Origin of the sequence: Paenibacillus sp. A3M_27_13 (assembly GCF_024213315.1) — a bacterium.
GTDB lineage: Bacteria > Bacillota > Bacilli > Paenibacillales > Paenibacillaceae > Paenibacillus > Paenibacillus polymyxa_B.
Genome location: NZ_JANAVE010000002.1, coordinates 464,842 through 488,322 on the forward strand (window position 1 = coordinate 464,842; position 23,481 = coordinate 488,322).

19 protein-coding genes are annotated in these 23,481 nt (G+C 45.6%); 11 read left to right on the forward strand and 8 right to left on the reverse strand.

Translation table 11 applies throughout. The features are described 5' to 3' along the window. The first annotated feature begins 270 nt into the window (after window positions 1–270). The 5 genes from NLX82_RS08595 (at window position 271) to NLX82_RS08615 (ending at window position 7,245) form a co-directional block, all read left to right on the forward strand. Window positions 271–1,542: a PTS transporter subunit EIIC gene (locus tag NLX82_RS08595; RefSeq protein WP_254347809.1), complete on the forward strand. Its 1,272-nt coding sequence runs from the start codon at window positions 271–273 to the stop codon at window positions 1,540–1,542. A gap of 205 nt (window positions 1,543–1,747) precedes the next feature. Next, window positions 1,748–2,581: a BglG family transcription antiterminator LicT gene (gene licT / locus NLX82_RS08600; RefSeq protein ID WP_068939930.1), complete on the forward strand. Its 834-nt coding sequence runs from the start codon at window positions 1,748–1,750 to the stop codon at window positions 2,579–2,581. 170 nt (window positions 2,582–2,751) lie between these two features. Then, window positions 2,752–4,656 carry a beta-glucoside-specific PTS transporter subunit IIABC gene (locus tag NLX82_RS08605; protein WP_053324917.1) on the forward strand — a complete coding sequence of 635 codons (1,905 nt, stop codon included), beginning with the start codon at window positions 2,752–2,754 and terminating at the stop codon, window positions 4,654–4,656. Window positions 4,657–4,898: 242 nt separating this feature from the next. Next, the gene (locus NLX82_RS08610; protein WP_025724316.1) at window positions 4,899–6,296 is read left to right on the forward strand and encodes an L-cystine transporter; all 1,398 of its coding nucleotides are present in this window, start codon (window positions 4,899–4,901) and stop codon (window positions 6,294–6,296) included. Between the two features lie 250 nt (window positions 6,297–6,546). Continuing rightward, window positions 6,547–7,245 carry a queuosine precursor transporter gene (locus NLX82_RS08615; protein ID WP_023987659.1) on the forward strand — a complete coding sequence of 233 codons (699 nt, stop codon included), beginning with the start codon at window positions 6,547–6,549 and terminating at the stop codon, window positions 7,243–7,245. Between the two features lie 65 nt (window positions 7,246–7,310). Here the strand turns inward: NLX82_RS08615 and NLX82_RS08620 are convergent, their stop codons facing one another. Further along, on the reverse strand, window positions 7,311–8,399 hold the full coding sequence (locus tag NLX82_RS08620; RefSeq protein ID WP_069081076.1) for a M24 family metallopeptidase: 1,089 nt from the start codon (window positions 8,397–8,399) through the stop codon (window positions 7,311–7,313). 72 nt (window positions 8,400–8,471) lie between these two features. Next, window positions 8,472–9,161 (reverse strand): MBL fold metallo-hydrolase, encoded by a 690-nt coding sequence (locus NLX82_RS08625; protein ID WP_483312056.1) that lies wholly within the window; start codon window positions 9,159–9,161, stop codon window positions 8,472–8,474. A gap of 242 nt (window positions 9,162–9,403) precedes the next feature. Between NLX82_RS08625 and NLX82_RS08630 the strand changes: the two genes are divergently transcribed. Further along, window positions 9,404–9,916: a GNAT family N-acetyltransferase gene (locus tag NLX82_RS08630; protein ID WP_023987694.1), complete on the forward strand. Its 513-nt coding sequence runs from the start codon at window positions 9,404–9,406 to the stop codon at window positions 9,914–9,916. A 121-nt stretch (window positions 9,917–10,037) separates the two neighbouring features. On the opposite strand, the gene NLX82_RS08635 is transcribed toward NLX82_RS08630, so the two are convergent. The 3 genes from NLX82_RS08635 to NLX82_RS08645 form a co-directional block, all read right to left on the reverse strand. Further along, window positions 10,038–10,472: a threonine/serine exporter family protein gene (locus NLX82_RS08635; RefSeq protein ID WP_013309318.1), complete on the reverse strand. Its 435-nt coding sequence runs from the start codon at window positions 10,470–10,472 to the stop codon at window positions 10,038–10,040. A gap of 20 nt (window positions 10,473–10,492) precedes the next feature. After that, on the reverse strand, window positions 10,493–11,248 hold the full coding sequence (locus NLX82_RS08640) for a threonine/serine exporter family protein (protein WP_013309319.1): 756 nt from the start codon (window positions 11,246–11,248) through the stop codon (window positions 10,493–10,495). A gap of 113 nt (window positions 11,249–11,361) precedes the next feature. Then, on the reverse strand, window positions 11,362–12,216 hold the full coding sequence (locus NLX82_RS08645) for a hypothetical protein (protein ID WP_028543004.1): 855 nt from the start codon (window positions 12,214–12,216) through the stop codon (window positions 11,362–11,364). 358 nt (window positions 12,217–12,574) lie between these two features. Here NLX82_RS08645 and NLX82_RS08650 point away from each other — a divergent pair, with 358 nt between their 5' ends. Both NLX82_RS08650 and NLX82_RS08655 read left to right on the forward strand, forming a co-directional pair. Then, window positions 12,575–13,306, forward strand: a complete 732-nt coding sequence (locus NLX82_RS08650) for an HAD family hydrolase (RefSeq protein ID WP_254347811.1) — start codon at window positions 12,575–12,577, stop codon at window positions 13,304–13,306. A gap of 136 nt (window positions 13,307–13,442) precedes the next feature. Beyond that, window positions 13,443–14,123: a serine/threonine-protein kinase gene (locus NLX82_RS08655; protein WP_023987697.1), complete on the forward strand. Its 681-nt coding sequence runs from the start codon at window positions 13,443–13,445 to the stop codon at window positions 14,121–14,123. Window positions 14,124–14,208: 85 nt separating this feature from the next. Here NLX82_RS08655 and NLX82_RS08660 read toward each other — a convergent pair whose 3' ends face one another. Beyond that, window positions 14,209–15,627, reverse strand: coding sequence for an NAD-dependent malic enzyme (locus tag NLX82_RS08660; RefSeq protein WP_023987698.1), 1,419 nt, complete (start codon window positions 15,625–15,627; stop codon window positions 14,209–14,211). Window positions 15,628–15,898: 271 nt separating this feature from the next. Further along, window positions 15,899–16,705 (reverse strand): adenosylmethionine decarboxylase, encoded by an 807-nt coding sequence (speD, locus tag NLX82_RS08665; RefSeq protein ID WP_013309324.1) that lies wholly within the window; start codon window positions 16,703–16,705, stop codon window positions 15,899–15,901. A gap of 698 nt (window positions 16,706–17,403) precedes the next feature. On the opposite strand from speD, the gene NLX82_RS08670 reads away from it, so the two are divergent. Next, complete coding sequence (locus NLX82_RS08670; RefSeq protein WP_075153940.1) at window positions 17,404–18,252, forward strand: hypothetical protein; 849 nt, start codon at window positions 17,404–17,406, stop codon at window positions 18,250–18,252. An 84-nt stretch (window positions 18,253–18,336) separates the two neighbouring features. Here NLX82_RS08670 and NLX82_RS08675 read toward each other — a convergent pair whose 3' ends face one another. After that, on the reverse strand, window positions 18,337–19,350 hold the full coding sequence (locus tag NLX82_RS08675; protein WP_023987700.1) for an RluA family pseudouridine synthase: 1,014 nt from the start codon (window positions 19,348–19,350) through the stop codon (window positions 18,337–18,339). A 223-nt stretch (window positions 19,351–19,573) separates the two neighbouring features. Between NLX82_RS08675 and recQ the strand changes: the two genes are divergently transcribed. Continuing rightward, entirely contained in the window at window positions 19,574–21,472 is a 1,899-nt protein-coding gene (gene recQ, locus NLX82_RS08680) for a DNA helicase RecQ (RefSeq protein ID WP_025724305.1), read from the forward strand. A gap of 54 nt (window positions 21,473–21,526) precedes the next feature. After that, the gene (locus tag NLX82_RS08685) at window positions 21,527–23,395 is read left to right on the forward strand and encodes a B12-binding domain-containing radical SAM protein (RefSeq protein WP_028543002.1); all 1,869 of its coding nucleotides are present in this window, start codon (window positions 21,527–21,529) and stop codon (window positions 23,393–23,395) included. The last annotated feature ends 86 nt before the right edge of the window (window positions 23,396–23,481 follow it).

Sequence of the window (23,481 nt, forward strand, 5' to 3'; positions counted from 1 at the left end):
TACATAATTAACAGGCGGTTGAATAGTCATATTTGCCCAAAAACAAACAAAAAATATATAACTATGGTCTTAGGTGTTTAGATGTAAGTTAGATGTAAATTATCAGGTGCATAAAAACGAATAGATTACTCCTTCTTTAAAACTATTGTAAAAAAGAAGTAATATAAGTAGCATAAGGAATACCGCTTTTATTACAATATTCTTCTAAGCTTGGTTTGGTAAGTTCGAAAGTGGTCTTCAATATACATATAAAAAGGGGAAAAGGTAGTTATGAATCGGGATTTACTTTCCAAAGAAATGATTTCGCAGGTCAGGGGAGAAGATGAACAGGAGCAGACTTTCGGAAGTTACAGAGCTGCCACAGGGAGAAATCCGATAAGTCGTCTATTAGATTATGTATCAGGCGTATTCACTCCGATCTTGCCGGCAATGATTGGGGCGGGAATGATCAAGGTATTAATATCTATTTTCATGTCCTTAGGTTTTTTGTTTTCAGACCAACAGGTATTTACTAGTTTGTTATCTGATCAACAGGCGTATACCATTTTATTGGTTATCAGCGATGGGGTATTCTATTTTTTGCCCATTCTATTTGCGGCAAGTGCGGCAAGAAAGCTGAACAGCAATATGTTTGTTGCGGCTGCCATCGGAGCATCAGTATTGCATCCCCGCCTGACAGAGTTGTTCCAGTCTGGTGAGGAGGTTCGCTTTGGCGACTTGTCAGTCATAGACGGGCAGTCTGCTTCTTCCATAATACTAATGCTTGTTGTCGTTTGGATGGCGTCGTATGTGGAAAAATGGTTAGACAAGCATACCCCCTATTGGCTTAAAGTAGTGGCTGTCCCGACTTTGACTCTGATGATTTTTATACCTTTGATGATGTTCGTTCTTGGCCCGTTGTGGGGGTATCTCGGTCAACATTTATCGGATGGACTCGCATGGTTATTTGATAATGCAGGAGTGTTTGCAGGGCTGCTGCTCGGGGGCGCGATGTCATTGCTTATTATGGCAGGTATGCAATATATAATGGTACCGATTATGATCAGCTCGCTTGCAACACTGGGCTACGATCATGTCTTTCCTGTGGTAGTGGCAGCGGTACTTGCTCAGACAGGTGCAGCATTTGGCGTGTTTTTTAAATCCAAAAATGTCAAAGTGAAAACGCTGGCCTTTTGGACAGGCTTGCTTGCCATGATGGGGGTGGTTGAGCCGGCGATGTATGGAGTCACAATGCGCTTTAAGAAGCCTTTTGTTGCGGCGTTGATCGGAGGGGCTCTCGGTGGTGCATTTATGAGTTTATTTGAAACTGAAGCAACGGCTATTGGTGGTATATCAGGTCTGCCCAGCTTGGGATTATTCGTCGGTCCTACATTTATATATGCTATTTTGGGAATGTTAATCTCACTAGTTACAGCTGGCGTAATTACGTATTTTATGGGCTTTGTGGATGAAAAAGATGAGCATTCGCAAGTAGTGTCCACATCTGGCATGAATGCTTCTCCTTCTCCGAACTCGGTTGTGGAAAAGAGCCCTGGCAGCTAAGGCGTGCCAACGCCCAAAAGCCTCATGAAAGTGTTTACAAAAAAACTTGTCACCTCAGTCTTTATATGATATTATGGTGTCAGTTATTCAAAACTGCACAATCGTGGATTGTTACTGAGCGTATCGGGCAAAACCATAAGCAGGCACTATGTGTCAGTTTTGGTATTGCCTTTTTTTACTACTCCAAGCGGCTTAAGGTGATGGAATGAAGATAGCAAAGGTGCTGAATAATAACGTCGTAACGGTCACTGATGAACAGCAGAAAGAATTAGTCATTATGGGAAGAGGAATTGCTTTTAAAAAAAACACAGGCGATGAGATTGAAGAAGAGAAAATCGAGAAAATTTTCAAACTTGAAAGTACCGAGGTTTCCCGCAAACTCATGACCCTGATGTCTGATATCCCTATTGAATATGTTGAAATTTCTGATGAAATCATCCAATATGCCAAAACGATACTTGGTGTAGAGTTGCATGACAGCATCTATATTTCGCTGACGGATCATATCCATTTTGCCATAGAGCGTTATCGCTTGGGTATGGATATCAAAAATGCACTTTACTGGGAAATCAAGCGAATGTACCGCAAGGAATTCACGATTGGGACCAAAGCACTGCACATGATTCAGGACAAGCTGGGAGTTACACTTCCAGATGATGAAGGAGCATTTATCGCCTTACATTTGGTGAATGCACAGCTTAATAGCGAAATGCGCGAAACGATAACCCTGACTAACATTGTCAAGGATATCATAAATATTGTAAGTCGCTTTTTTGTAATGGATCTGGATGAAGAGTCTTTAAGCTATTACCGCTTTATTACACATCTCAAATTTTTTGCTCAACGGGTAATGAATGGGACCCCTGTACAAAATACAGATAATTCCCTTCATGATATGGTTAAGGTTCAGTATAAGAATGCTTACGCCTGCGCGGAAAAAATAAGAGATTATACCACTAAAATCTATGGTCGAAGCTTGTCCCAGGATGAGATGTTGTATCTCACCATTCATATCGAGCGTATCATTAAAAATCAATGATTTCATGTATGATCAGGGATTTAGGATTGCTACTTCTAAACCAGAAGGCAAAACCTGAATGCTGAAAGAAGATTGGCTTTTTATAAAGCTGTCTGCTTTCTGTATTCAGGTTTTTTTATTGCCCATTTGCGCATTTTATTTTATACCTTAAAAGAAAAGAGGAACACCTCATGGATCGAAATCAATTATCCAAAGAGATACTTACACTGGTTGGTGGTGAAGAAAACGTAGAGCAGGTCATTCACTGCATGACCCGCTTGCGCTTCAACCTTCATGATGATAAGAAAGCTCAGAAAGAGCAGTTGCAGAAAACGGATGGCGTCATGGGAGTCATGGAGAGTGGCGGCCAGTTTCAGGTTATTATCGGTAATGATGTAGCTAACGTGTACAAATCGTTGGTGAGCAACATGTCCAAGGCTCCGCAAAGTGACTCAGGAGCAAGTACTGCATCTAAGAAAAAACAAAACCCGATCAGCAAACTGTTCGACTTTATTGCGGGTATGTTTACACCGATTTTGCCAGCGATCACCGGCGCAGGTATGATCAAAGGGATCATTGCTCTTTTAGTGGCAATGAACTGGATGTCCGATAAGAGTCAAACCTATACGATTTTAGCGGCAATAGGTGACGGTGCGTTCTACTTCCTGCCTATTATTCTGGCTGTCAGTGCTGCTAGAAAACTCGGCAGTAATATGTTTATTGGTGCGGCGATTGGTGCTTCCATTTTGCACCCGACGATTACAGCTTTACTGGCATCTAACGTGAAGGTTAGCTTTATTGGTCTTCCAGTGACAGCGGCCACATATTCTTCGACCGTGATTCCAATCGTTATTGCGGTCTGGCTGGCATCTTATGTTGAAAAATTCATTGATAAGTATACACATGCATCACTGAAGTTGCTCGTTGTTCCGACATTGACTTTATTGATTATTGTACCTTTGACTTTGGTTGCTGTAGGGCCGCTCGGCTCCATTATTGGTAATGGCCTGTCAGGCGGTATCTCTTGGTTGTTTGAAAATACAGGTGCACTTGCAGGTCTGCTGCTAGGCGGTACCTTCTCCCTGATCATTATGACAGGTATGCACTATGCGTTGGTTCCTATTATGATTGGATCGATTGCAACGTTGGGCTTTGACTACATGATTCCAATTATGGGAGCAGCCAACTTGGCACAGGCTGGTGCTGCACTGGGTGTATTCTTAAAATCAAAAAATGCCAAAGTCAAAACAGTGGCTTTCTCTACGAGCTTGACAGCTATTATGGGTGTAACCGAGCCTGCAATGTATGGTGTAAATATGCGGTTTAAAAAACCATTTACTGCTGCGTTGATCGGCGGAGCCGTCGGCGGGGGCTTCATGAGCTTGTTTGGTACAAAAGCGTATGTCATGGGTGGATTGGTTGGTGTGCCTGGTCTGGCGATGTTTATTGGACCGACTTTCTTATACGCAATCCTGGGTCTTATTATTGCATTTGTGGTTGCTACGATTGTTACCTATTTGATCGGCTTTACAGATGAAAAGAACGAAGAAGCACCACAAGCAACAACAGACGCTGGCGGAGACATCTCCACTGATGAAATAGCACAATCTGCTGTGTCCTCACTGCCGAAAGGTGAGAAAATCCCGGTATACAGCCCGATTATGGGTGAAGTTAAGCCGCTCAGTGAAGTCAATGACCCTGCATTTTCTCAAGAAATCATGGGTAGAGGTTGGGCTATTGAACCATCCGAAGGCCGGGTTGTTTCCCCAGTGGATGGCACAGTGTTCTCCATTTCCAAAAGTGGGCATGCTGTTGGATTGGTGAGTGATTCAGGACTTGAAATGCTCATTCACGTTGGGATGGATACGGTTAAACTAAAAGGACTTCATTTTACGCCTCATCTTAAAGCAGGAGATCGCGTGAAGGTAGGAGACCTCGTGCTGGAGTTTGATCTGGTGGAAATCCGCAAGGCTGGTTACGAAACGATAACGCCTGTTATTGTTACGAATGTAGCTCAGTTTAGCGAGTTGGAGTCCGCTGATAATCAGCATAAAGTGGTTAAGGAACAGGAACTGCTATACACAGTGATCGTCTAACGGCTGATAAAAATTTTACGCCTAAGTTGAATACATGTCGTTGTGTTCAGGACAAAAAACAGCAAGTCTTCGAAAGATGAAGGCTTGCTGTTTGGCATTTTTAATAAAACCCAAAGTGGAAGTTGCTTAACTATTTTATTGTTAGAAAACCTACAAAAATAGTTGGTTTTGTGATATAGTAATCTTCGGATTGAAGGATCACCTTATAAAACATATTAAGTATAAGTTTGGAGGAAATAATAATGGATACCTTCTTTATTATTTTAAATGTAATCGTGCTGCTTTTGCTGCTAGGCGTATTGGTCTGGATGCAGAAAAAGCACATCTCCTTTACAAAAAGGGTATTTGCCGGACTTGGCTTCGGACTGATCTACGGGGCTGTTCTACAATATGCCTATGGGGCAGGCTCAGAGGTCATTACAAAATCAGTTGATTGGTTCAACCTCGCAGGTAATGGTTATGTCCGTTTGCTGCAAATGGTAGTTATTCCGCTTATCATGGTGTCGATTATTTCGGCTATTATGAATTTGAAGGGAAGACAGAACCTTGGCAAAATCAGCGTGTCCATTATTGCAGTACTACTGATTACAACGGCAATTGCTGCTTCAGTTAGTATTGTAACCAGCTTGTCGTTTGATCTAAAGGCAATTGAGATTCAAGGTGGGGAGAAGGAACAAGCACAGGGGTTGAAGATGGAAGAGCGCCTTGGAACAGTTCAGGACATGACCATTCCACAGCAGGTGCTGGAATTTATTCCTTCAAATCCTTTTGAGGATATGACGGGAGCACGTCGTACGTCGACGCTGGCGGTGGTCATTTTCTCGGCCTTTATCGGTGTGGCTGTGCTTGGATTGGATCGTAAAAAACCAGAACAGGCGCAAACCTTCCGTAAAGTGATCGATGCAGTGTACGCTGTAGTGATGCGGATTGTAACTCTGGTGCTGAGATTGACTCCTTACGGCATTTTAGCACTGATCACTAAAGTAGTAGCTACGACCAATCCAGATGAAATTTTGAAGCTAATCAAGTTTGTGCTCGCTTCTTATGTGGCTCTGTTGGTCATGTTTATCATTCATCTTATTTTGTTGGCCTTGTTCGGCTACAATCCGGTGACGTATGTGAAAAAGGTATTGCCTACACTGGTTTTTGCTTTTACTTCTCGTTCCAGTGCGGCGACCATTCCGTTAAATGTTGAAACACAAACGAAAAAGCTTGGTGTGTCCGACGGCATCGCGAATCTGTCTGCGACCTTGGGAGCGACTATTGGGCAAAACGGCTGTGCTGGTATTTATCCGGCAATGCTGGCGGTCATGATTGCTCCAACCGTGGGTATTGATCCAACGAGCTGGGATTTTATCCTCACGCTTATTCTGGTAGTTACGGTCAGCTCGTTTGGCGTGGCGGGTGTAGGCGGTGGTGCCACTTTCGCTTCCCTGATCGTGCTTTCCACCATGAATCTTCCAGTGGCATTGGCAGGATTGCTCATCTCAGTCGAACCGTTGATTGATATGGGACGCACAGCGTTAAATGTCAATGATTCTATTACCGCAGGTCTCATTTCAGGCAAGGTGCTCAAGGAGAACGATCAAGACGTGTTCAACAATCATGGCATGGATTTGGATGCAACGGCACACTCCTAAGTAAATGATAAACGAAAGGTGTACGATGCATTCCCCTATCGCATCTGTAGCCTATATAACACACGTACAGAATGTACTCAATACAAAGAGCCGGCCATAAGGTCGGCTCTTTGTATTGAGTTTAGGACAGTGTAAATTATAGCTGTTCACGAATCCTAATCTATGATACATTAAAATAATGTTTTTCCGGCTTGCTTCGGATGAACCGCGGTTCGCAACCATCCCGCGCTATCAAAACTAGGAGGATTTCATGTTTAATCTGTTATGGGGGGCAGCTTTTGTCCTCGTCAATTTTATGTTCTTTTTGTTATGTTTTCGGTTGTTCGGTAAAAAAGGGCTGTACGCCTGGATTGGTGTTGCTACTGTACTAGCCAACATTCAGGTAACCAAAACGATTGATCTGGTCGGTATTACCACGACATTGGGAAATACGATGTATGTTTCTATGTATATGGCCAGTGACTTACTGAATGAAAAATATGGGCCTAAAGAGGCGCGTAAAGCTGTGTGGTTCGGCTTTTTTACTCTGATTATGACGACGATAACGATGCAAATGGTGCTGCAGTTCCAGCCTACTGCAACGGATTTTGCCCAGACACCGATGCAACAGCTGTTTGGATTGTTGCCAAGGCTTGCGCTTGCCAGCTTGACAGCCTATGCGGTCAGTCAATTGCTGGACGTGCGTCTGTATGCCTGGATTCGCAAGTTTTTTCCGGAACGTCATCAGCTCTGGATTCGCGGCAATGGCAGCACGATGATCAGCTCGTTTATAGATACGCTCATTTTCTGTACTATTGCCTTTTACGGTTATGCGTGGGGGATATGGCTCGAGATATTATTCACCACCTACATCTTAAAATTTGTACTGACCGCGGCGGGTACACCCATTTTGTACATCGCACGCAATTTCCGCTTTATAGAAGAGGAGGAGCAAACCCTCAAGCCATGATGGCTTGGGGTTGCCCCTCCTTTTTTCATACTTTTTACATACCGATATAATGAATAGCGATGTTTTTATCCCAGCACTGTCAGTTCTTTTGGAAAAGAGGTAAGCACTTCAACACCATCAGAGGTGACCAGAACGTCATCTTCAATCCGCACACCGCCGAGGCCTGGCACATAGATGCCGGGTTCGATTGTGAACACGAAGCCTTCATGAAGCAGATCACTATTGCCTCCGTGTACAGATGGATATTCGTGAACACTCATGCCAAGGCCGTGTCCAACTCGATGGTTAAAGGCAGGGCCATATCCAGCGGCTTCAACAACAGCCCGTGCTGCCTGATCTACGGATGCGCAGGAAACTCCTGGGCGAATGGCGGCAATTCCCGCTTCGTTCGAGCGAAGAACCGTATTATAAATCGTTTCCAGCTCAGCCGATAGCTTTCCAAAAGCAAAAGTACGTGTAATATCCGAAGCATAGCCATCGGAGTATACGCCCATATCAAACATGAGCAGATCGCCATGCTGTAGCTTGCGGGTGCCTGGAACACCATGAGGCAAGGCTGTTTTGGGTCCAGACAGCACTGTTGTGTCAAAGGACGGGCCATCTGCGCCAATCTTTTTCATCTGGTATTCGATTTCTGCCACCAGCTCAACTTCCGTCACCCCTTCGCGCACATGGGTGAGACCGTGACGAAGAGCATCTTCTACCAAACGAGCTGCATGTTTCAGACGTTGTACTTCCTCAGGAGTTTTTCTCACACGCATTTCTTGAAGCACTGGACCTAGATCCACATATTGAGCCGCGCCAATGGCAGTATGTAGCTGTTCGTAACGGAGGACGGAGACGTGCTCCTTTTCCAGCGCGAATGCTTTCACACCGGTGCCTGTACGTTGACGCAGCAGATCATATGGATTGTCCGTATCGGTGTGGGTGGATATACGAGTCACAGAAGAAGCAGCTTGGGCGGCTTCTGCATCCAGGGCGGGTACGATCAGTTCTGGTTCTTGGTCCCGAAGCAACACCAGACCAAGAAAACGCTCATGCGGATCACTGGCAAAGCCCGTCAGATAGTAAATATGTTTAGGATCGGTCACAAGCAGGCCGTCCCAAGACTGTGACTTCAGTTCATCATACAGTCGGGTTATTTTCTCATTCATAAAGTCTCATTCCTTTCTGTCTATTTATTCATTATAGCTCTTCATACATAATTATTTATAGCATTGAATGACTTATTCTCTTTCCTGACATAATGTTTGCAGTCGTGCCTGTACATTCTGATCATAGTAACCACCATGGTAGCAGAGTACCTTCTCGACATCCAATACAGTTAGTTTATCGAGGCTCTTCAGGGCCAGCGGCATATCCGGCGTAGCCGACTCTGCAGGACCGACCAGTTCACCTTCGACTACCAGCAGTTCATCTGCTGCCAATAGTAGCTTTTGTGCGGGCACATACAAGCTGATATGCCCGGGCGTGTGACCGGGTGTATGAATAATCTGTATGCCCCCACCATAAGGCAGATGCTCACCGTCCTCAAGAATATGAGCAAAGCGCAAATCTGGCAGGCGGCGAATCATATCCTCTGCTTGCTGCTTAAGCACAGTATCCATTTGTTTAATCCGTTCGGGCGTCAGCTTCACAAACGGTCGCTCTCCTGTCATGTAAGGAACGTCATCCTTATGGGCTAACAGGGCAGTATTCGGCAGCAGATCCAGCAGTGCATGAACATTTCCGATATGGTCAATATCCTGATGTGTTAAAATAATTCTTTTCACGCGGCTGATATCCTCACCCACATCTGAGATAGCCTTGCGTAATGGCTCCAATTGGCCGAGCATTCCCGTGTCAATCAGTGTAAGTCCATCCTCGTCCTTGAGCAGTACAGGATAAATAGTCGTTTTTCCAAAAAAAGATTCCATAGGTATTTCCAAAATCAAGAGTTGAGTTCCAATATTCATATTAAGCTGCTTCAGAATCCTTGACTCCGAAACATACCTCCCGTCTCATCGTGTTAAATCGCTTTCCCCGTTTTTATTTTTCCTTATCTTCAAGCTCTATTATAAAACCCTTTGGGACTAATCCGCAAAACAACTCGATATGGCTGATCGGGCGCTTGTCTTGTACAATAAATAAATCACACAATAGGAGGCGGATACGAATAATGAATAAGGACCAATCTTTTTCCATTGAATTTGCGTGCAAAGAGGATCTTCCCGATATTGTGGACATTTATAATTCTACGATTGCAGGACGAATGGTCACGGCAGATCTGGAACCGGTGACAGTGGAGAGTCGCATTCCATGGTTTGAGGCTCATCAGGAGAACCACCGCCCTTTGTGGGTATTAAAACAAAAGGGTGCAATTGCCGGATGGGCCAGCCTTCAGTCCTTTTATGGGCGTCCAGCTTATAACGGTACAGCAGAAATTAGCATATACGTCCATGAGGATTCTCGTGGAACAGGAACAGGAAGTCGACTGGTACAGCACTTGCTAAATGAATGTCCGAGACTGGGGATTACAACGTTGTTGGGATTTGTTTTTGGTCATAATGAGCCAAGTATTGGGCTGCTGCAGAAGTTTGGTTTTGAGCAATGGGGATACTATCCGCGTGTAGCTGTGCTCGACAGCATAGAGCGAGATTTAGCGATATTGGGTAAGCGAGTGGATGAATAATAGCTTATGACAGTTAAATATTCTTTGTAATGTGTACAGAAAAAGGCTGTTTCCAAAATCTTCTCAAACACTGCGGATGATTTTAGGAGCAGCCTCTTTTACTTTGCTATTTTCATCGCTTTTAGCGCTGTGGTTTAAAACGTATGCTGTGAAAAATTTGATTAAGCACCTCAGACAGCACCAAACCGACAGCAATAGCACCTGCGATCATCAGCGTGCTCATGGCCAGCTCCAGTGCCTGAGGATAATGTTGTTGTACGAACTGGCGCATGGCATTATAGGCCATTCCCCCTGGAACGAGCGGAATCATGCCTGCCACACTGAAAATAATCACAGGCATTTTGTACAGCCGCGCAAAGCCTTGACTGACGATGCCGATGAGAATCGTTGCCAAAAGGCTGGCGCTCACAGGTCCCATGCTGTCCGTGGTTGAATAATAGACAAGCCAGCCTAGCATACCAACAAAACCGCATTGCAGTAGTGAACGCCGGGGGGCATGGAAAAGTATGCCGAAAGCAGCGGTGGCAATAAAGCTTGTGAATAATTGTGCAAGCATAGACTTGAATCTCCTCCGAATCACATATAAGAAATGATAACCGCAACGCCAGCTCCAATGCCGAAAGACGTCAGGCAAGCATCGGCTCCCTTGGAAAGACCCGAAACAAGGTGCCCGGACATTAAATCACGGATGGCATTTGTAATTAACAAGCCTGGAACCAGTGGCATGACAGAGCCAATAATAATTTTATCCATCATCTGTCCCCAGCCTACTATCGTTAATAGAGCCGCCAGCAAGCCGATTAGAAAAGATGCAGAAAACTCTGAGAAAAACTTAACCTTAACGAGCCTGTGAAAATACTGTACAGCTGCAAATCCGATACCTCCGCATAACACAGCTGCGGGGAAATCTCGCCAGACTCCACCAAACATGATCATAAAGCAACCGCTGGCCAACGCAGCAGCCATCAGCTGTACACGGTTGGAATAGCGGAGGGGGCCACGTTCAATCTCCGAAAGCTCCTTGACGGCAGCGCGAGGAGACAAATCACCTGTGCTGATTTTACGTGAAATGGAATTGACCTCTGTCACCTTGTGCAAATCGGTGGTCCGCTCTACGATGCGGATGAGCTTGGCAGGCTCCGAGTCATTAATGGCAAAAAAAATCCCAGTTGGTGTTACATAGCTATGGGACTGGGATATGCCATAGGCTGAAGCAATGCGGGACATCGTGTCTTCAACACGATAGGTTTCGGCTCCATTTTGCATCATCAGTTTGCCCGCCAACAGACAAACTTCAATGATTTCAGGAGTAGGATAGGAATGATTATTCATACTCGCTCTCTTTCATTCGTACCGGGCCGTTTGACCCTATTATTTTCATTTATTGTAGCACAAAAAGCCGCCTTTTCAGAGGCGGTCATGTTAGGCGGAAGCCAAGGATTTCGTCAAGATTCTATCATATCGGGAATAACGGTATAGTAGGACTCTTCCAGATATGTTGCGGCCTCAGACAGACCCATCACCTTAAGCTGTCCAGCTACAAAAGCACGAAGGGCAGAATGGGTGAACAAATGCCGTGTCTGGGCATCCCGAATAAAAGCCAGTCTGGCTTCTCGCGAACCGTTGTGGAACAACTCACGCACAGCTTCGCCTTGTTGTTCCCAAAGGAAAGGCTCCGTTACGGTCAAGAGGGCACTCTCCATAGAAGAGCTATGCTTCGCAGAAGAAGATAACTGAATGCCCAACCCGTTTAGCGTAGGAGCTGCTTCATTGTGCTTCCGTTCTGTTCGCAAGCTGTCGATATACGCAGCCATATCCTGAATCGGTTCGATACCAAAGCGTTCGCGAAAGCATTCGCGTACAAACGCGGTGCGTTCATCTACAATCTGAGGCAGTCGCTGACCTGCATGTCCAGAATAGTCATCTCCACTGGCGTAGTATCGTTTTAATGAACTGTTCTCTGTATAAACAACGCTTAAAAAATCCTGCAAATGACGGGCAACCACCCACACACCCGTCCAATCGACGGGAGATACACATACTATAGGGGCCCGGGAAAGGTCCTTTTCAAGCCCAAAATCCGTTAAAAAGCCATAATGTATTCCGTCCACCCCTGCGTGGGCAAAAGGAACAACATCTGGTGGTGTAGCCATATATCGTGGCGCGCGGCCCTGCTCCATAATCAATCCCAAATCAAAACTCAGAGAATGCCGGTTCGCTTCGAGCTCTTTTTCAAATTCTATAAGTGCCTCAATCAAAGGTGTAGCTGATCCATAGGCTAGGTTAGAACCGGAATCCATCGTGTATGCCTCCCTTATCCAAGTACATCCGTAAAGCGTTCATCCCTAAAAGGTACGTGATTTTACACGAAATGTAAACCTGTATGACGAATATTTTCAAAAATGTGACCTTTTACCCGTGTGTTGTCAAATAAAACGCTTTCGGGCAAAGCAGGACAAGATACCTATGTTAGCTCGTTAGAGAAGTAAAGTGAGTTTGTGAAAATGCGGTCTTTTCAGTGTATGTTAGCAAACGTGAAGTGTGATTGCAGGATGCGCAGTTGAAGGACAAGGTGCAACGTAACAGGCCAACGGGTATAATATCAGGACAAGGTGAAAAGGAGCGTCATCCGAAGATTTAACAGAAAGAAGTGGGCATATGAACTTGCAAAAGAAGGCTGTTTTTTTTGATGTAGATGATACGATGTACGATCATTTGCACCCTACACGCGATGCATTGCGTACAGTATTAGGATTGAGTGAGCGTTTTCCTTATGAGAAAGCCTACCATCGTATTCGCTATTACAGCGATGTACTATCGGCTAAAGGAGGACTATTGGAGGGGAAGGCAGGGCCGGATGAACTGGATGAGATGAGGGAAGGCCGTTTCATTCTGGCTTTACAAGAATTCGGGGTAGAAATTACCCGTGAGCAGGCAGTACATGTTCAACAAGAATACTTGGATCGTCAGTACCGAATTGAGCCTTTTGAGGGGGCGACCTCGTTAATAAATGATTTGAGCTCGGCTGGCTTTTTAGTTGGATTAATTACAAACGGTCTTGAAGAACACCAGATGAGCAAGATCAAGGCCATGGCACTGGAAAATCATGTTGCAGCAGAGCATATCTTTGTATCTGGGACCGTTGGCTATGCCAAGCCTGATCCGCGCATTTTTGAAGTAGTGAACGAACGGACAGGAACGTTAGCAGAGCACTGCTGCTACATTGGGGATTCCTGGCGTAATGACGTGGCGGGAGCTATAGCTGCGAATTGGCAGGTGATCTGGCTCAATCACAGGAACGCTCCCCCGGAGACTGACGTGCTGGGGATCTATAAAACAGCAGCAAGCTATGCAGAGTTAAGAAGGTTGCTTCTGCCGGACGCTCGATAGACACGGTATATACCGTATTTATATAAGAATCAACCTATTTTGAAGCCATTCCAAAAGATAACCCGTAATACTATTTATCTGTTATAGAACTAACTTTATTGGTATTGGTTTAGAACAGAGAAGGAGGGGATCGCGCATGGTAGAACAATGGAGGCAGGCAGAAGACATCATAAGTCAAGTGACCGTATACAGTACGGAAGATAATGATCCGGTTACCATTAAAACAGGCACTCAAGACGTCCGCTGTATTGGCATCGGGACAGATGCGGCCGTATTTACGCTCGATACGTTGCCAGGCTACGCGTTCAAGGTATACTCAGACATGGCGATCGAGAAGAAAGATGCGGAGGCCGACGTATATGAGCGTTTGCGAGGGTCTGACTTTTTTCCTCATTATTACGGAAAAGGCGACAAGTATATTGTCATAAGTTATGAATCCGGTATTACGCTGCTGGATTGTCTGCTGCAAGGAATTCCTGTGCCAGAGCAGGTCATTCTAGATGTGGAAAAGGCGAGGGAATTTGTCCGATCCAAGGGGCTGAATCCCCGTGATATTCACCTCAAGAATGTACTTATGCAAGACGGACGTGCCAAGGTATTGGATGTATCTGAATACGTGAAGGAAGGCGATGACAAGCGCTGGGAGCATTTGGTGTGGGCGTATCATACGTTTTATTCCGGTATCTCGGAGGTTAAGGTTCCCTCATGGATTTTGGATACGATTAAAAAATGGTACTACAAGCTGGACAACTCCAACTTTAATCTGGAGGAGTTTGCCCAGCGTGCCAGTCAATTGTTCTCTAAATGGAGGTCATAACCGCTGTAAAGAAAACGGATATGCAGACTGACCTTTCCATAGCAAAAAGGATTGCACCCGTATTTAGGGGAGCAATCCTTTTCTTTTATCTGAAATCCCGAGGCACTCTTCTGGCTGTACCGCTCGCAATCGCGGCTTGAATCACCTTTTCACGCACCCGTTGAACTGCACTCTCGTTAAATACACCAGGAATAATATACAGCTTGTTTAGTTCTTCAGGACGGATCGTGCCTGCGATGGCCTCTGCGGCCGCCAGCTTCATCTCTTCGTTGATTTCACGGGCACGGCAGTCGAGCGCCGCTCGAAAGATGCCAGGGAAACAAAGCACATTGTTAATTTGGTTAGGATAGTCCGAACGTCCGGTGGCGATGACACCCGCAATGTCCTCGACGTCCTCTGGCGCAATTTCGGGAACCGGGTTAGCCATAGTGAACAGCACCGGGGCTTCTTTCATACGTTTCACGTCTTCTCGTTGCAGTAGTCCACCTGCCGACAGCCCGATAAACACGTCAGCATCCTTCAGAACCTCGGACAGCGTGCCCGACAGCCGTTCAGGGTTGGTATGCTGCGCATACCAGTTCCACATCGGATGCTCGTATGTTTCATCAGCTGTAAGCGCTCCGTGACGATCTACGCCAATGATGTTGACTGCTCCTGCAGATAGCAAAATTTTCGTACAGGCCACACCCGCAGCCCCGATACCACAGACGACAATTTTGACGTCAGACAGGGCTTTGCCGACAACCTTGAGCGCATTGATCAGCCCTGCGTATAAAACGACAGCTGTGCCGTGCTGATCGTCATGAAAAACAGGTATGTCCAGCTCTTTACGTAACCGCTGTTCAATCTCAAAGCATCGTGGCGACGAAATATCCTCCAGATTAATCCCGCCAAAAGCTGGGGCCATTTGTTTAATGGCCTTAATGATCTCTTCGGTGTCCTGCGTATCCAGACAGATTGGAAAGGCATCGACGGAGCCGAGCTGCTTGAACAGCATGGCTTTGCCTTCCATAACCGGCATGGCTGCATAGGGACCGATGTTCCCTAGCCCGAGAACAGCGCTTCCGTCAGAGACGACAGCGACCGTGTTGCGCTTGATCGTCAAGCGGAAAGCTTTGTCCGGTTCCTCGTGAATCGCCATGCATACGCGTGCCACATCGGGGGTATATACCCGGGATAAGTCATCGCGGTTTTGAATTGGGACTTTGGGCTGCATTTCAATTTTGCCCCCGAGGTGTAATAGGAAGGTACGATCAGAGATGGATAATACCTTAACACCTTGTGCTTTTTTAATCCGAGCAATCATTCGGTCGATTTCTGCTGGATCGGCAATGGTAACTGTAATATCCCTCACAGTGACCTTCTCAGAGGTGCTAATGACGTCAATGGCAATCACATCTCCGCCATGTTCGTTTACCAGCGTAATCAATTGACCAAATTGGATGTGTCCGGTGGAAATTTCCAATCGCAAAATGATGTTTTTACCGCCAATACCGCCTTGCATACAAATTCCTCCTTTGTCTTCCATAACAAAATCATACTTAGGATCAATTGATTGCGCTTACAATAGGAAACGGATGTAAATCTATGCTGATATTTTAAATTAGTGGTTTCTTCCCCTATCATAGTGAACAATCTCTCGCTTGTACAGATCAAGTTGAGTAATATCTATTATTTTGTATTTAAAAAAGGACGAAAGCCCGGCTGTATTCCAGTCCAAGCGATCATCCTTTTTTTTATAAAATGATCTATTTTATTTTCACGCATTCGATCTGTTACGTCATATTTTTACCGTAGTAAATTTCGTCCATTTCGATTTTGAGACGTGTTGATATATTTTGTTGCTCTTTTTCACTCAGACTTTCCTTGGTGTAGCCGAACAGGTAATTGTCCAGATCGAATTGTTTTAGCTTACATTTGGTATGGAAAATATTTTCCTGATACACATTCACGTCGATCATGTCATACTGACTGCGCACTTCGTCTGGAATATAGTTTTGAATGGAGGCGATATCATGGTCGATGAAAAGCTTATGTCCATTCGTATCACGTGTGAAGCCGCGTACCCGGTAATCAATCGTCATAATGTCGGTGTCGAAAGAATGAGTCAAATAGTGGAGTGCCTTGAGCGGGGAGATTTCCCCACAGGTAGAGACATCAATATCAGCTCGAAACGTACTGATCCCCTCGTCTGGATGATATTCCGGGTAGGTGTGAACCGTAATGTGGCTTTTATCCAGCTGTATCACGACAGATTCAGGTAGGGGGCCTGGTGACTCGGCATAAGATTCAGTCGGTACCTCCACAATGGGTCCTTCTGATATAAGTACTGTTACGCTGGCTCCTTGAGGTACATAATCCTGCTGGGCTACGTTGAGTACGTGGGCGCCGATAATGTCAGATACATTTTTTAAAATAGCTGTCAGCCGATCTGAGTTGTATTGTTCATCAATATATTCAATATACGCCTCGCGTTCTTCTTTGGTTTTGGTGTAACAAATATCGTACATGTTGAAGCTCAATGATTTGGTCAAATTGTTAAATCCGTGCAGGGTAATCCGCTGTTCCGGTGTTATGGTCATAGGCTATTTCCCCTTATAGTCGCAGTATTCATACATAATATTCCCAACACTCCTTTTCATATACCGATTCATAAAATCAGTTCTGTAGCTGTTAGATTAAAGCCTTGAACAAGTATGTCTTACCCGTTTGGCATAATTAAAAACAGGCAGGGGAGCGTCTTTGTTTTTACATGTATGGAAATTTTAACGTATATATACTTTATTTCTTACTCAGCGATTTTAAAGTAACAGGACTTATAATGTAGACTATGCATAGGGCGAAGGAACTGAATGGACAGAGGACTCGTAGTAAAACATAAGAACCGGGTTAGTAATTCATTAATTTAATGTGTGTCACCTTCACAATGCTGAAAGCTTAACCGAATATGATTATAGACCCGAAAAAATAGTGATTTTGTATATTGCGTAAATCGAGAAAAGCAACTTCAGCTAATAATGTGCGTATAATGAAATAAACGTAAGAAGCTGAGAATTATGAAGTTAAAATGAATTTTGATAGCAAAATTTAATTTACAAACCGATCCCATGTTACTGTCAGGATTTTGAAAAATTCGATTCCAGTCGCTCCGAAGTGCAAGATATAGACGAACTAAACCATTTCGATCTATATCTTGTTCATTGGAAAGTTCATTGGAAGTCGCTTATGAGATTTTTGCAAAATCCTCTACTGTAAGAAAAACGGTGAAAGGAGTATCAAGATGCTGGCTTTGTCCGATCCGGCCTGGACTCTGCTCCAAGGCCCCTACGGTTCTTCTCAATACGTCCCAGAAATGTTGAAGCAGCTCCAAGCCGGATATGACGGCGAAATGGCTGACACCTTGTATTGGGAGGAACTGTATCACCAAAATACGTTGTATACTTGTACATTTGCGGCTGTACCTTACCTTGTAGACATTGCGTTAAAAAGTTCTGATATAGGGATTCGTGCAGATATATATAACATTTGCGGAATATTCGAAGCGAAGAATAACAATCCTCTACATACCAAAGTTCCATTGGAATTTACAAGGGATCAGGTGAAAGTGGATTCTAGTCTGGCTGAATATATTTATGCGCAATATCGGAGTGCCATTGTCCGACTTGCAGAATTGACTGAAGAAATGGTGCTCTATGCGAAGGAACACGAAGGAGATATCGGTAAACGCTATGTTCTGGCTGCGGGTGCTGCTTTTCAGGGTTATCGCTGCGTAGCTTATATGCTACAAAGCTTCGATACAGGTGACGAATATACGCTGGATTGTCCGCATTGCGGTACCCCGCTCTATATTTGGCCTGATGAACAGAATGACACCCTGGTTGTCTATGATAAAGACCCTGTAAATTCAGACAATCTGGTTCCCCATCCGATCCGCCCCCGTTCATTGGACCGTAGAGGTGCTAATATGCAGTGGTTACACGAATATGCCCAAAAAATTGAAGAGAACAAGCTGCTTGCCCAATTACCCTATTTAAACGGTTGGGTAGATTGTCCAGTGTGTAATACGCCCATATATATATGGGATGAGTTGATGAAAATGGCTGATGGTGTTCGGAGGTATACCGCTTAATCAATCAAAAAAGGGTGCTGTCTTCTACAGCCCCCTCATTTCCTCTTATATTTTTCCATCTAATCTCCGTATGCTTTGCCAATTCTACTCCCGAAACGGATTCAAAAAGGTTTTAGGAATGTCGGATTCAAAACGCAGCAATACTCCGGTGACGGGATGAATAAATGACAATACCCTCGCATGTAGGCCAAGACGCCCAATCGACTTGGATTTGGAACCGTATTTTTTATCTCCAACAATTGGATGGCCGATATCCTCCATATGTACGCGGATTTGATTTTTGCGTCCGGTTTCCAAACGTACTTCCAGCAAAGAAAAATGCCGATTGGCTTGAAGCAGCTTGTAATGAGTGACTGCGTGCTGTCCGTCATTCGGATAAGGACTGGAATACATTTTTAGCGTCTTGCTTTCTTTCAGCCATGAAGTGATCGTACCCTCAGCTTTTTTAACTTGTCCTTCGACAAGAGCAATGTATGTTCGTTCATACACAACTTCCTTCCACGCTTTTTGCATTTCCTGCTGTATGGCTTCGCTTTTCGCAAACATCATCACTCCTGATGTATCACGATCCAAACGATGCAGTACAAAAATACGATTGTACGGATGTTCGCGCCTCACATGGGCCGTAAGCTGGCGATATGCTGTTACTTCCTGCTCCTGCGCTGAAGCCACGGACAGCAACCCGGCATCCTTATGGATAACGATAATGGCTTCATCCTCATGCAAAATACGTAGCCCAGTCAGTGGTACGACGGGAGTTATTTTTTCCTTGGAAAGAGCGACAGTCTGACCTTGCTCCAGTGGAAAATTATGCACGGTACGCGGAATGCCGTTGACGGACACCTGCCCACGAGCCAGTGCTGATTTAATGGAGTTACGACCCATGCCAGTCACATGTTCTACTAAAAAGCTCAATAGCTCGGCAGGCTCCTGGACGATGTATGTTTTGGCAGGGGCTTTATCTAAAGCATTCGTTCTCCGTTGAGCTTCCGGTTTATGGGAGCCAGATCTTCCGGCAGGTTTATGACTGCGTTTGGAATGGCTTGCGTTTGACGTAGATTTTGTATGATTTTTCCGTTGGGGTTTCCGATTGTTCATGGATTCTTTCTCCTTCTTGGAACCGTGTCTCTTCATAGTTATGGACAAATTTGCGGCACCGTGTTCACTATATCATGAGAAAACAGCGAACGCCATAAGGGACTAAACCAGATTGGCAGTCTTCTAGCGGTTGAACATTACCCAGAACCCCGGTAAACTAAAGGTAACGAAAGAAAAGCCGATATGCGTCAAGGACGCTAGAAATATGAGGAGTTTTGAAACTATGAGTGTACAAGCACCAACATTGGAACGGGCGCAGGACTTGCTGCAAAAATTTTATGGCTATCCCGATTTCCGGGAGGGACAAAAGAAAATTGTGGCCAGTATGCTGGAGGGCAACGATACGTTGGGCATCATGCCGACAGGGGGCGGAAAATCGATATGCTACCAGATCCCCGCGTTGTTGCATGAGGGGCTGACCATTGTCGTGTCACCGCTCATCTCGCTGATGAAGGACCAGGTGGATGCGCTGACCACAATGGGGATTGCTGCTGCCTACATCAATAGTACGTTGAGTGGTCGAGAAGTGAATGACCGCATACGAGCTGCACGAAATGGTGACTTGAAGTTGCTGTATGTCGCACCGGAACGACTGGAACTGGACTGGTTTCGCGATGAAATGGCTCAGTTGCCAATTTCCTGCGTTGCGGTAGATGAGGCTCACTGCGTTTCCCAGTGGGGCCATGATTTCCGTACCAGCTATCTGGCTGTGGCTCCATTCGTGGACGGGCTGTATGAACGCCCAATCGTGGCTGCGTTTACGGCAACGGCGACACCGCAGGTCATGGATGACATCGTGCGCCTGCTTCGTCTGCGCTCACCGGAGACGTTCGTTACAGGCCTTGGACGGCCCAATTTGGCGTTCAGTGTGCTGCGCGGGGAAGACAAACGCAGCTTTTTACTGAATTATGCCCGTGAGCATGAGGGGGAATCGGGCATTATTTATGCGGCGACACGTAAGGACGTGGACGATTTATACCAACGGCTGCGTGATGCAGGCATGGCAGCCGGGCGCTATCATGCCGGGATGACAGATCAGGAACGTGCAGATAGCCAGGAAGGGTTTTTGTACGACGATATCCGTGTCATTGTAGCAACCAATGCCTTCGGCATGGGGATAGATAAATCGAACGTACGCTATGTCATTCACTACAACATGCCTAAAAATATGGAGGCTTACGTGCAAGAGGCGGGACGCGCAGGACGTGATGGCGACCCGAGTCAATGTATTTTGCTGTTCGGACCGCAAGATATTGTGACGCAGAAGTTTCTGATTGAGCAAAATCCACAGGATGAAGACCGCAAGCGCAACGACTACCGCAAGCTCCAGCAGATGGTTGATTATTGCTACACGACTCGTTGCCTACGTACGGCACAGCTTGAGTATTTCGGAGAAGCGGAAGAGCATGAAGCTTGCGGTATATGTAGTTCATGTACAGATGAGCGGGAACTGGTTGATATGACCATAGATGCGCAAAAGATTTTTTCGTGCATTCATCGCATGCGGGAGCGTTATGGGGTCTCGATGGTCGCCTCGGTCTTGAAAGGCTCGCGTAACAAAAAAGTGCTGCAGTATGGTTTTGACAGCCTGCCAACCTATGGCGTGATGGGCAACCGGACGGAAAAAGAAATTGCTGAAATTATCAATGTTCTTGTTTCGGAAGGCTATCTGATGTTGTCCGAGGGGCAATATCCGGTCGTACGCTTGCAGCAGCTTGCGGCTGAAGTGCTAAAAGGCCAGCGAGAAGTCATGCAGCGTGTGGTGCGACATGCCACGGCTTTTGCAGGTGGAGCAGGTTCACGCGGACGACAGGGACGCGATGCATACCCGGCTGCAGTCAACGAAACCGTGTTCGAGCAATTGCGCCTGATTCGTCGCGATCTGGCCGCTCAGGAGCATGTACCGTCTTATATCATTTTCAATGATGCGACGCTGCGTGAGATGAGCGTAGCGAGCCCGCAATCCGAGGCAGACATGTTGCGGATCAAGGGTGTCGGCGAAGTGAAGTTCCGCAAGTACGGCAAGCCGTTTCTTGATTTTTTTCAAAATCAGGGGAATATCGGGGGAACGGTAAGCGAGGACGAGATTTATGCAGACGATGTGTACGAGGATTTTGAATAGCTATACTAAGGTAAGGATAGAACAGTTCATGCAAACTATAAAAGGTTGTGACCTATGAAAGTCATTTTATCAACGTTAAATGCAAAATATATTCATACCTCGCTGGCAATTCGATGCCTCAAAGCCTACAGTGAAAAGGACTTTGATATCGAGCTGGCGGAGTACACAATTAAGGACCCGGTGATGAACATCGTATCCGATTTGTTTCAACGGGGGGCAGATGTTATCGGCTTTTCCTGTTATATTTGGAACATTGAAGAGACGATTAAAGTCATTGATGTGTTGAAAAAAATTATGCCCGAGGTCAAAATTGTTCTGGGTGGTCCGGAGGTATCCTACGATACGGATCACTGGATGAAGCGTTTGGCGAATGTGGATTTTATCGTGGTTGGTGAAGGAGAAGAAACATTCCATCAACTGCTGCAGGAGCTGGAAGGGGATCGCAAGTTCCATTTTGTATATGGACTGGCTTACCGTAAGGGAGAAGAGGTTATTCAGATGCCCGGCCGCCCGAAAGCGGACTTGAACGAGCTGCCGTCGCCCTATCGTTTTGCAGAGGATATACCGGAACTCGGGAAACGGGTTGTTTATTTTGAGACGAGCCGGGGTTGTCCGTTCAGCTGCCAGTTTTGTCTGTCCAGCATTGAGGTTGGGGTACGTTATTACGATATCGAGCGCACAAAGTCAGATATTTTGTATCTGATCGACAATGGGGCCAACCTAATCAAGTTCGTGGATCGGACGTTTAATATTAAACGCGATTATGCACTGGAAATGTTCAAATTTTTGATTGAAAATCACCGTGGCTGTGTCTTCCAGTTTGAGATTACGGCAGATATTATGCGTCCTGAGGTGTTGGATTATTTGGCGGAAAACGCGCCACCGGGCGTATTTCGATTTGAAATCGGCGTCCAATCAACGAATGATCCCACCAATGAGCTGGTTAAGCGTCGCCAGAACTTTACCAAACTTTCCCGTACTGTTACCAAGGTCAAACAAAGCGGTAAAATCGACCAGCATTTGGATTTGATCGCCGGATTGCCCTTGGAGGACTACAACACATTCCGTAAAACGTTTAATGACGTTTTTGCGCTCGGCCCGGAAGAGCTTCAACTTGGCTTCCTCAAAATGCTGCGTGGCACCGGACTGCGTATCGACGCAGACAAGTATAACTATACGTATATGGATGTTGCGCCGTATGAAATGCTGAGCAATGACGTCCTTTCCTTTGCCGATATCGTCCGGCTCAAGCGCTTGGAAGATGTATTGGAGAAATACTGGAACTCTCATCGTATGGATCATACAGTCAACTATCTGATTGAGCGTGAATTCTCGTCCGCTTTTGATTTCTTTCAGGAATTCGGAGACTACTGGGAAGGACAGGGCTGGCAAAAAATCGGACATCAGCTCGAAGACTTGTTCACGCGTCTCCAGTCCTTTCTGGAATCGCGTGGAACAAAGCGAATGGATATGGTGCTTGGACTGATGAAGCTTGATTATTTCCTGAACCATAAATACAAGCCGCGTAAAATCTGGTGGGAGCATACCTTGGAGAAGGACGATTGGTCCAGCTACATGAAAATGATTCTCCAGCACCCGGACGCGCTGTTGTCACCTGCGGTTGCAGATTTAGTGGCAGATGCGAGCAAGGAGAGTACAGGTGAGGCGAATGTAGGCAATCAACAGCCTCAGCCATACCGCGAGATTATTCCAGCCTTTGCTTCATTGAAGCTGAGTGAAAAGGAACTGCAAAAGCACGCGGTGCTGGATGTACTGCCATTTAGTCTGGATCATATCCTGAGTGGGGGAAGTCCATTGACAGCCGAAGGCCGCACGCTTCTGCTTGTAGTCTATCAGCAAAATGGACAGCAAAAACCGCTCTACTACACCATGCCGATCGGCAAAAATATCGCCGCCATTTAAATATAGACGCCAGAGGGCATCGACTTTGATAAACCAAGAGTCGGTGTCTTCTTTTGTTTTATAAAAAACAGGTGGTCACTCCAAAT

Excerpts from the sequence above, each read along its gene's own strand:
- NLX82_RS08595 (WP_254347809.1), top strand. The coding sequence starts at position 271 with ATGAATCGGGATTTACTTTCCAAAGAAATGATTTCGCAGGTCAGGGGA.
- licT (WP_068939930.1), top strand. The coding sequence starts at position 1,748 with ATGAAGATAGCAAAGGTGCTGAATAATAACGTCGTAACGGTCACTGAT.
- NLX82_RS08605 (WP_053324917.1), top strand. The coding sequence starts at position 2,752 with ATGGATCGAAATCAATTATCCAAAGAGATACTTACACTGGTTGGTGGT.
- NLX82_RS08610 (WP_025724316.1), top strand. The coding sequence starts at position 4,899 with ATGGATACCTTCTTTATTATTTTAAATGTAATCGTGCTGCTTTTGCTG.
- NLX82_RS08615 (WP_023987659.1), top strand. The coding sequence starts at position 6,547 with ATGTTTAATCTGTTATGGGGGGCAGCTTTTGTCCTCGTCAATTTTATG.
- NLX82_RS08620 (WP_069081076.1), bottom strand. The coding sequence starts at position 8,399 with ATGAATGAGAAAATAACCCGACTGTATGATGAACTGAAGTCACAGTCT.
- NLX82_RS08625 (WP_483312056.1), bottom strand. The coding sequence starts at position 9,161 with ATGGAATCTTTTTTTGGAAAAACGACTATTTATCCTGTACTGCTCAAG.
- NLX82_RS08630 (WP_023987694.1), top strand. The coding sequence starts at position 9,404 with ATGAATAAGGACCAATCTTTTTCCATTGAATTTGCGTGCAAAGAGGAT.
- NLX82_RS08635 (WP_013309318.1), bottom strand. The coding sequence starts at position 10,472 with ATGCTTGCACAATTATTCACAAGCTTTATTGCCACCGCTGCTTTCGGC.
- NLX82_RS08640 (WP_013309319.1), bottom strand. The coding sequence starts at position 11,248 with ATGAATAATCATTCCTATCCTACTCCTGAAATCATTGAAGTTTGTCTG.
- NLX82_RS08645 (WP_028543004.1), bottom strand. The coding sequence starts at position 12,216 with ATGGATTCCGGTTCTAACCTAGCCTATGGATCAGCTACACCTTTGATT.
- NLX82_RS08650 (WP_254347811.1), top strand. The coding sequence starts at position 12,575 with ATGAACTTGCAAAAGAAGGCTGTTTTTTTTGATGTAGATGATACGATG.
- NLX82_RS08655 (WP_023987697.1), top strand. The coding sequence starts at position 13,443 with ATGGTAGAACAATGGAGGCAGGCAGAAGACATCATAAGTCAAGTGACC.
- NLX82_RS08660 (WP_023987698.1), bottom strand. The coding sequence starts at position 15,627 with ATGCAAGGCGGTATTGGCGGTAAAAACATCATTTTGCGATTGGAAATT.
- speD (WP_013309324.1), bottom strand. The coding sequence starts at position 16,705 with ATGACCATAACACCGGAACAGCGGATTACCCTGCACGGATTTAACAAT.
- NLX82_RS08670 (WP_075153940.1), top strand. The coding sequence starts at position 17,404 with ATGCTGGCTTTGTCCGATCCGGCCTGGACTCTGCTCCAAGGCCCCTAC.
- NLX82_RS08675 (WP_023987700.1), bottom strand. The coding sequence starts at position 19,350 with ATGAACAATCGGAAACCCCAACGGAAAAATCATACAAAATCTACGTCA.
- recQ (WP_025724305.1), top strand. The coding sequence starts at position 19,574 with ATGAGTGTACAAGCACCAACATTGGAACGGGCGCAGGACTTGCTGCAA.
- NLX82_RS08685 (WP_028543002.1), top strand. The coding sequence starts at position 21,527 with ATGAAAGTCATTTTATCAACGTTAAATGCAAAATATATTCATACCTCG.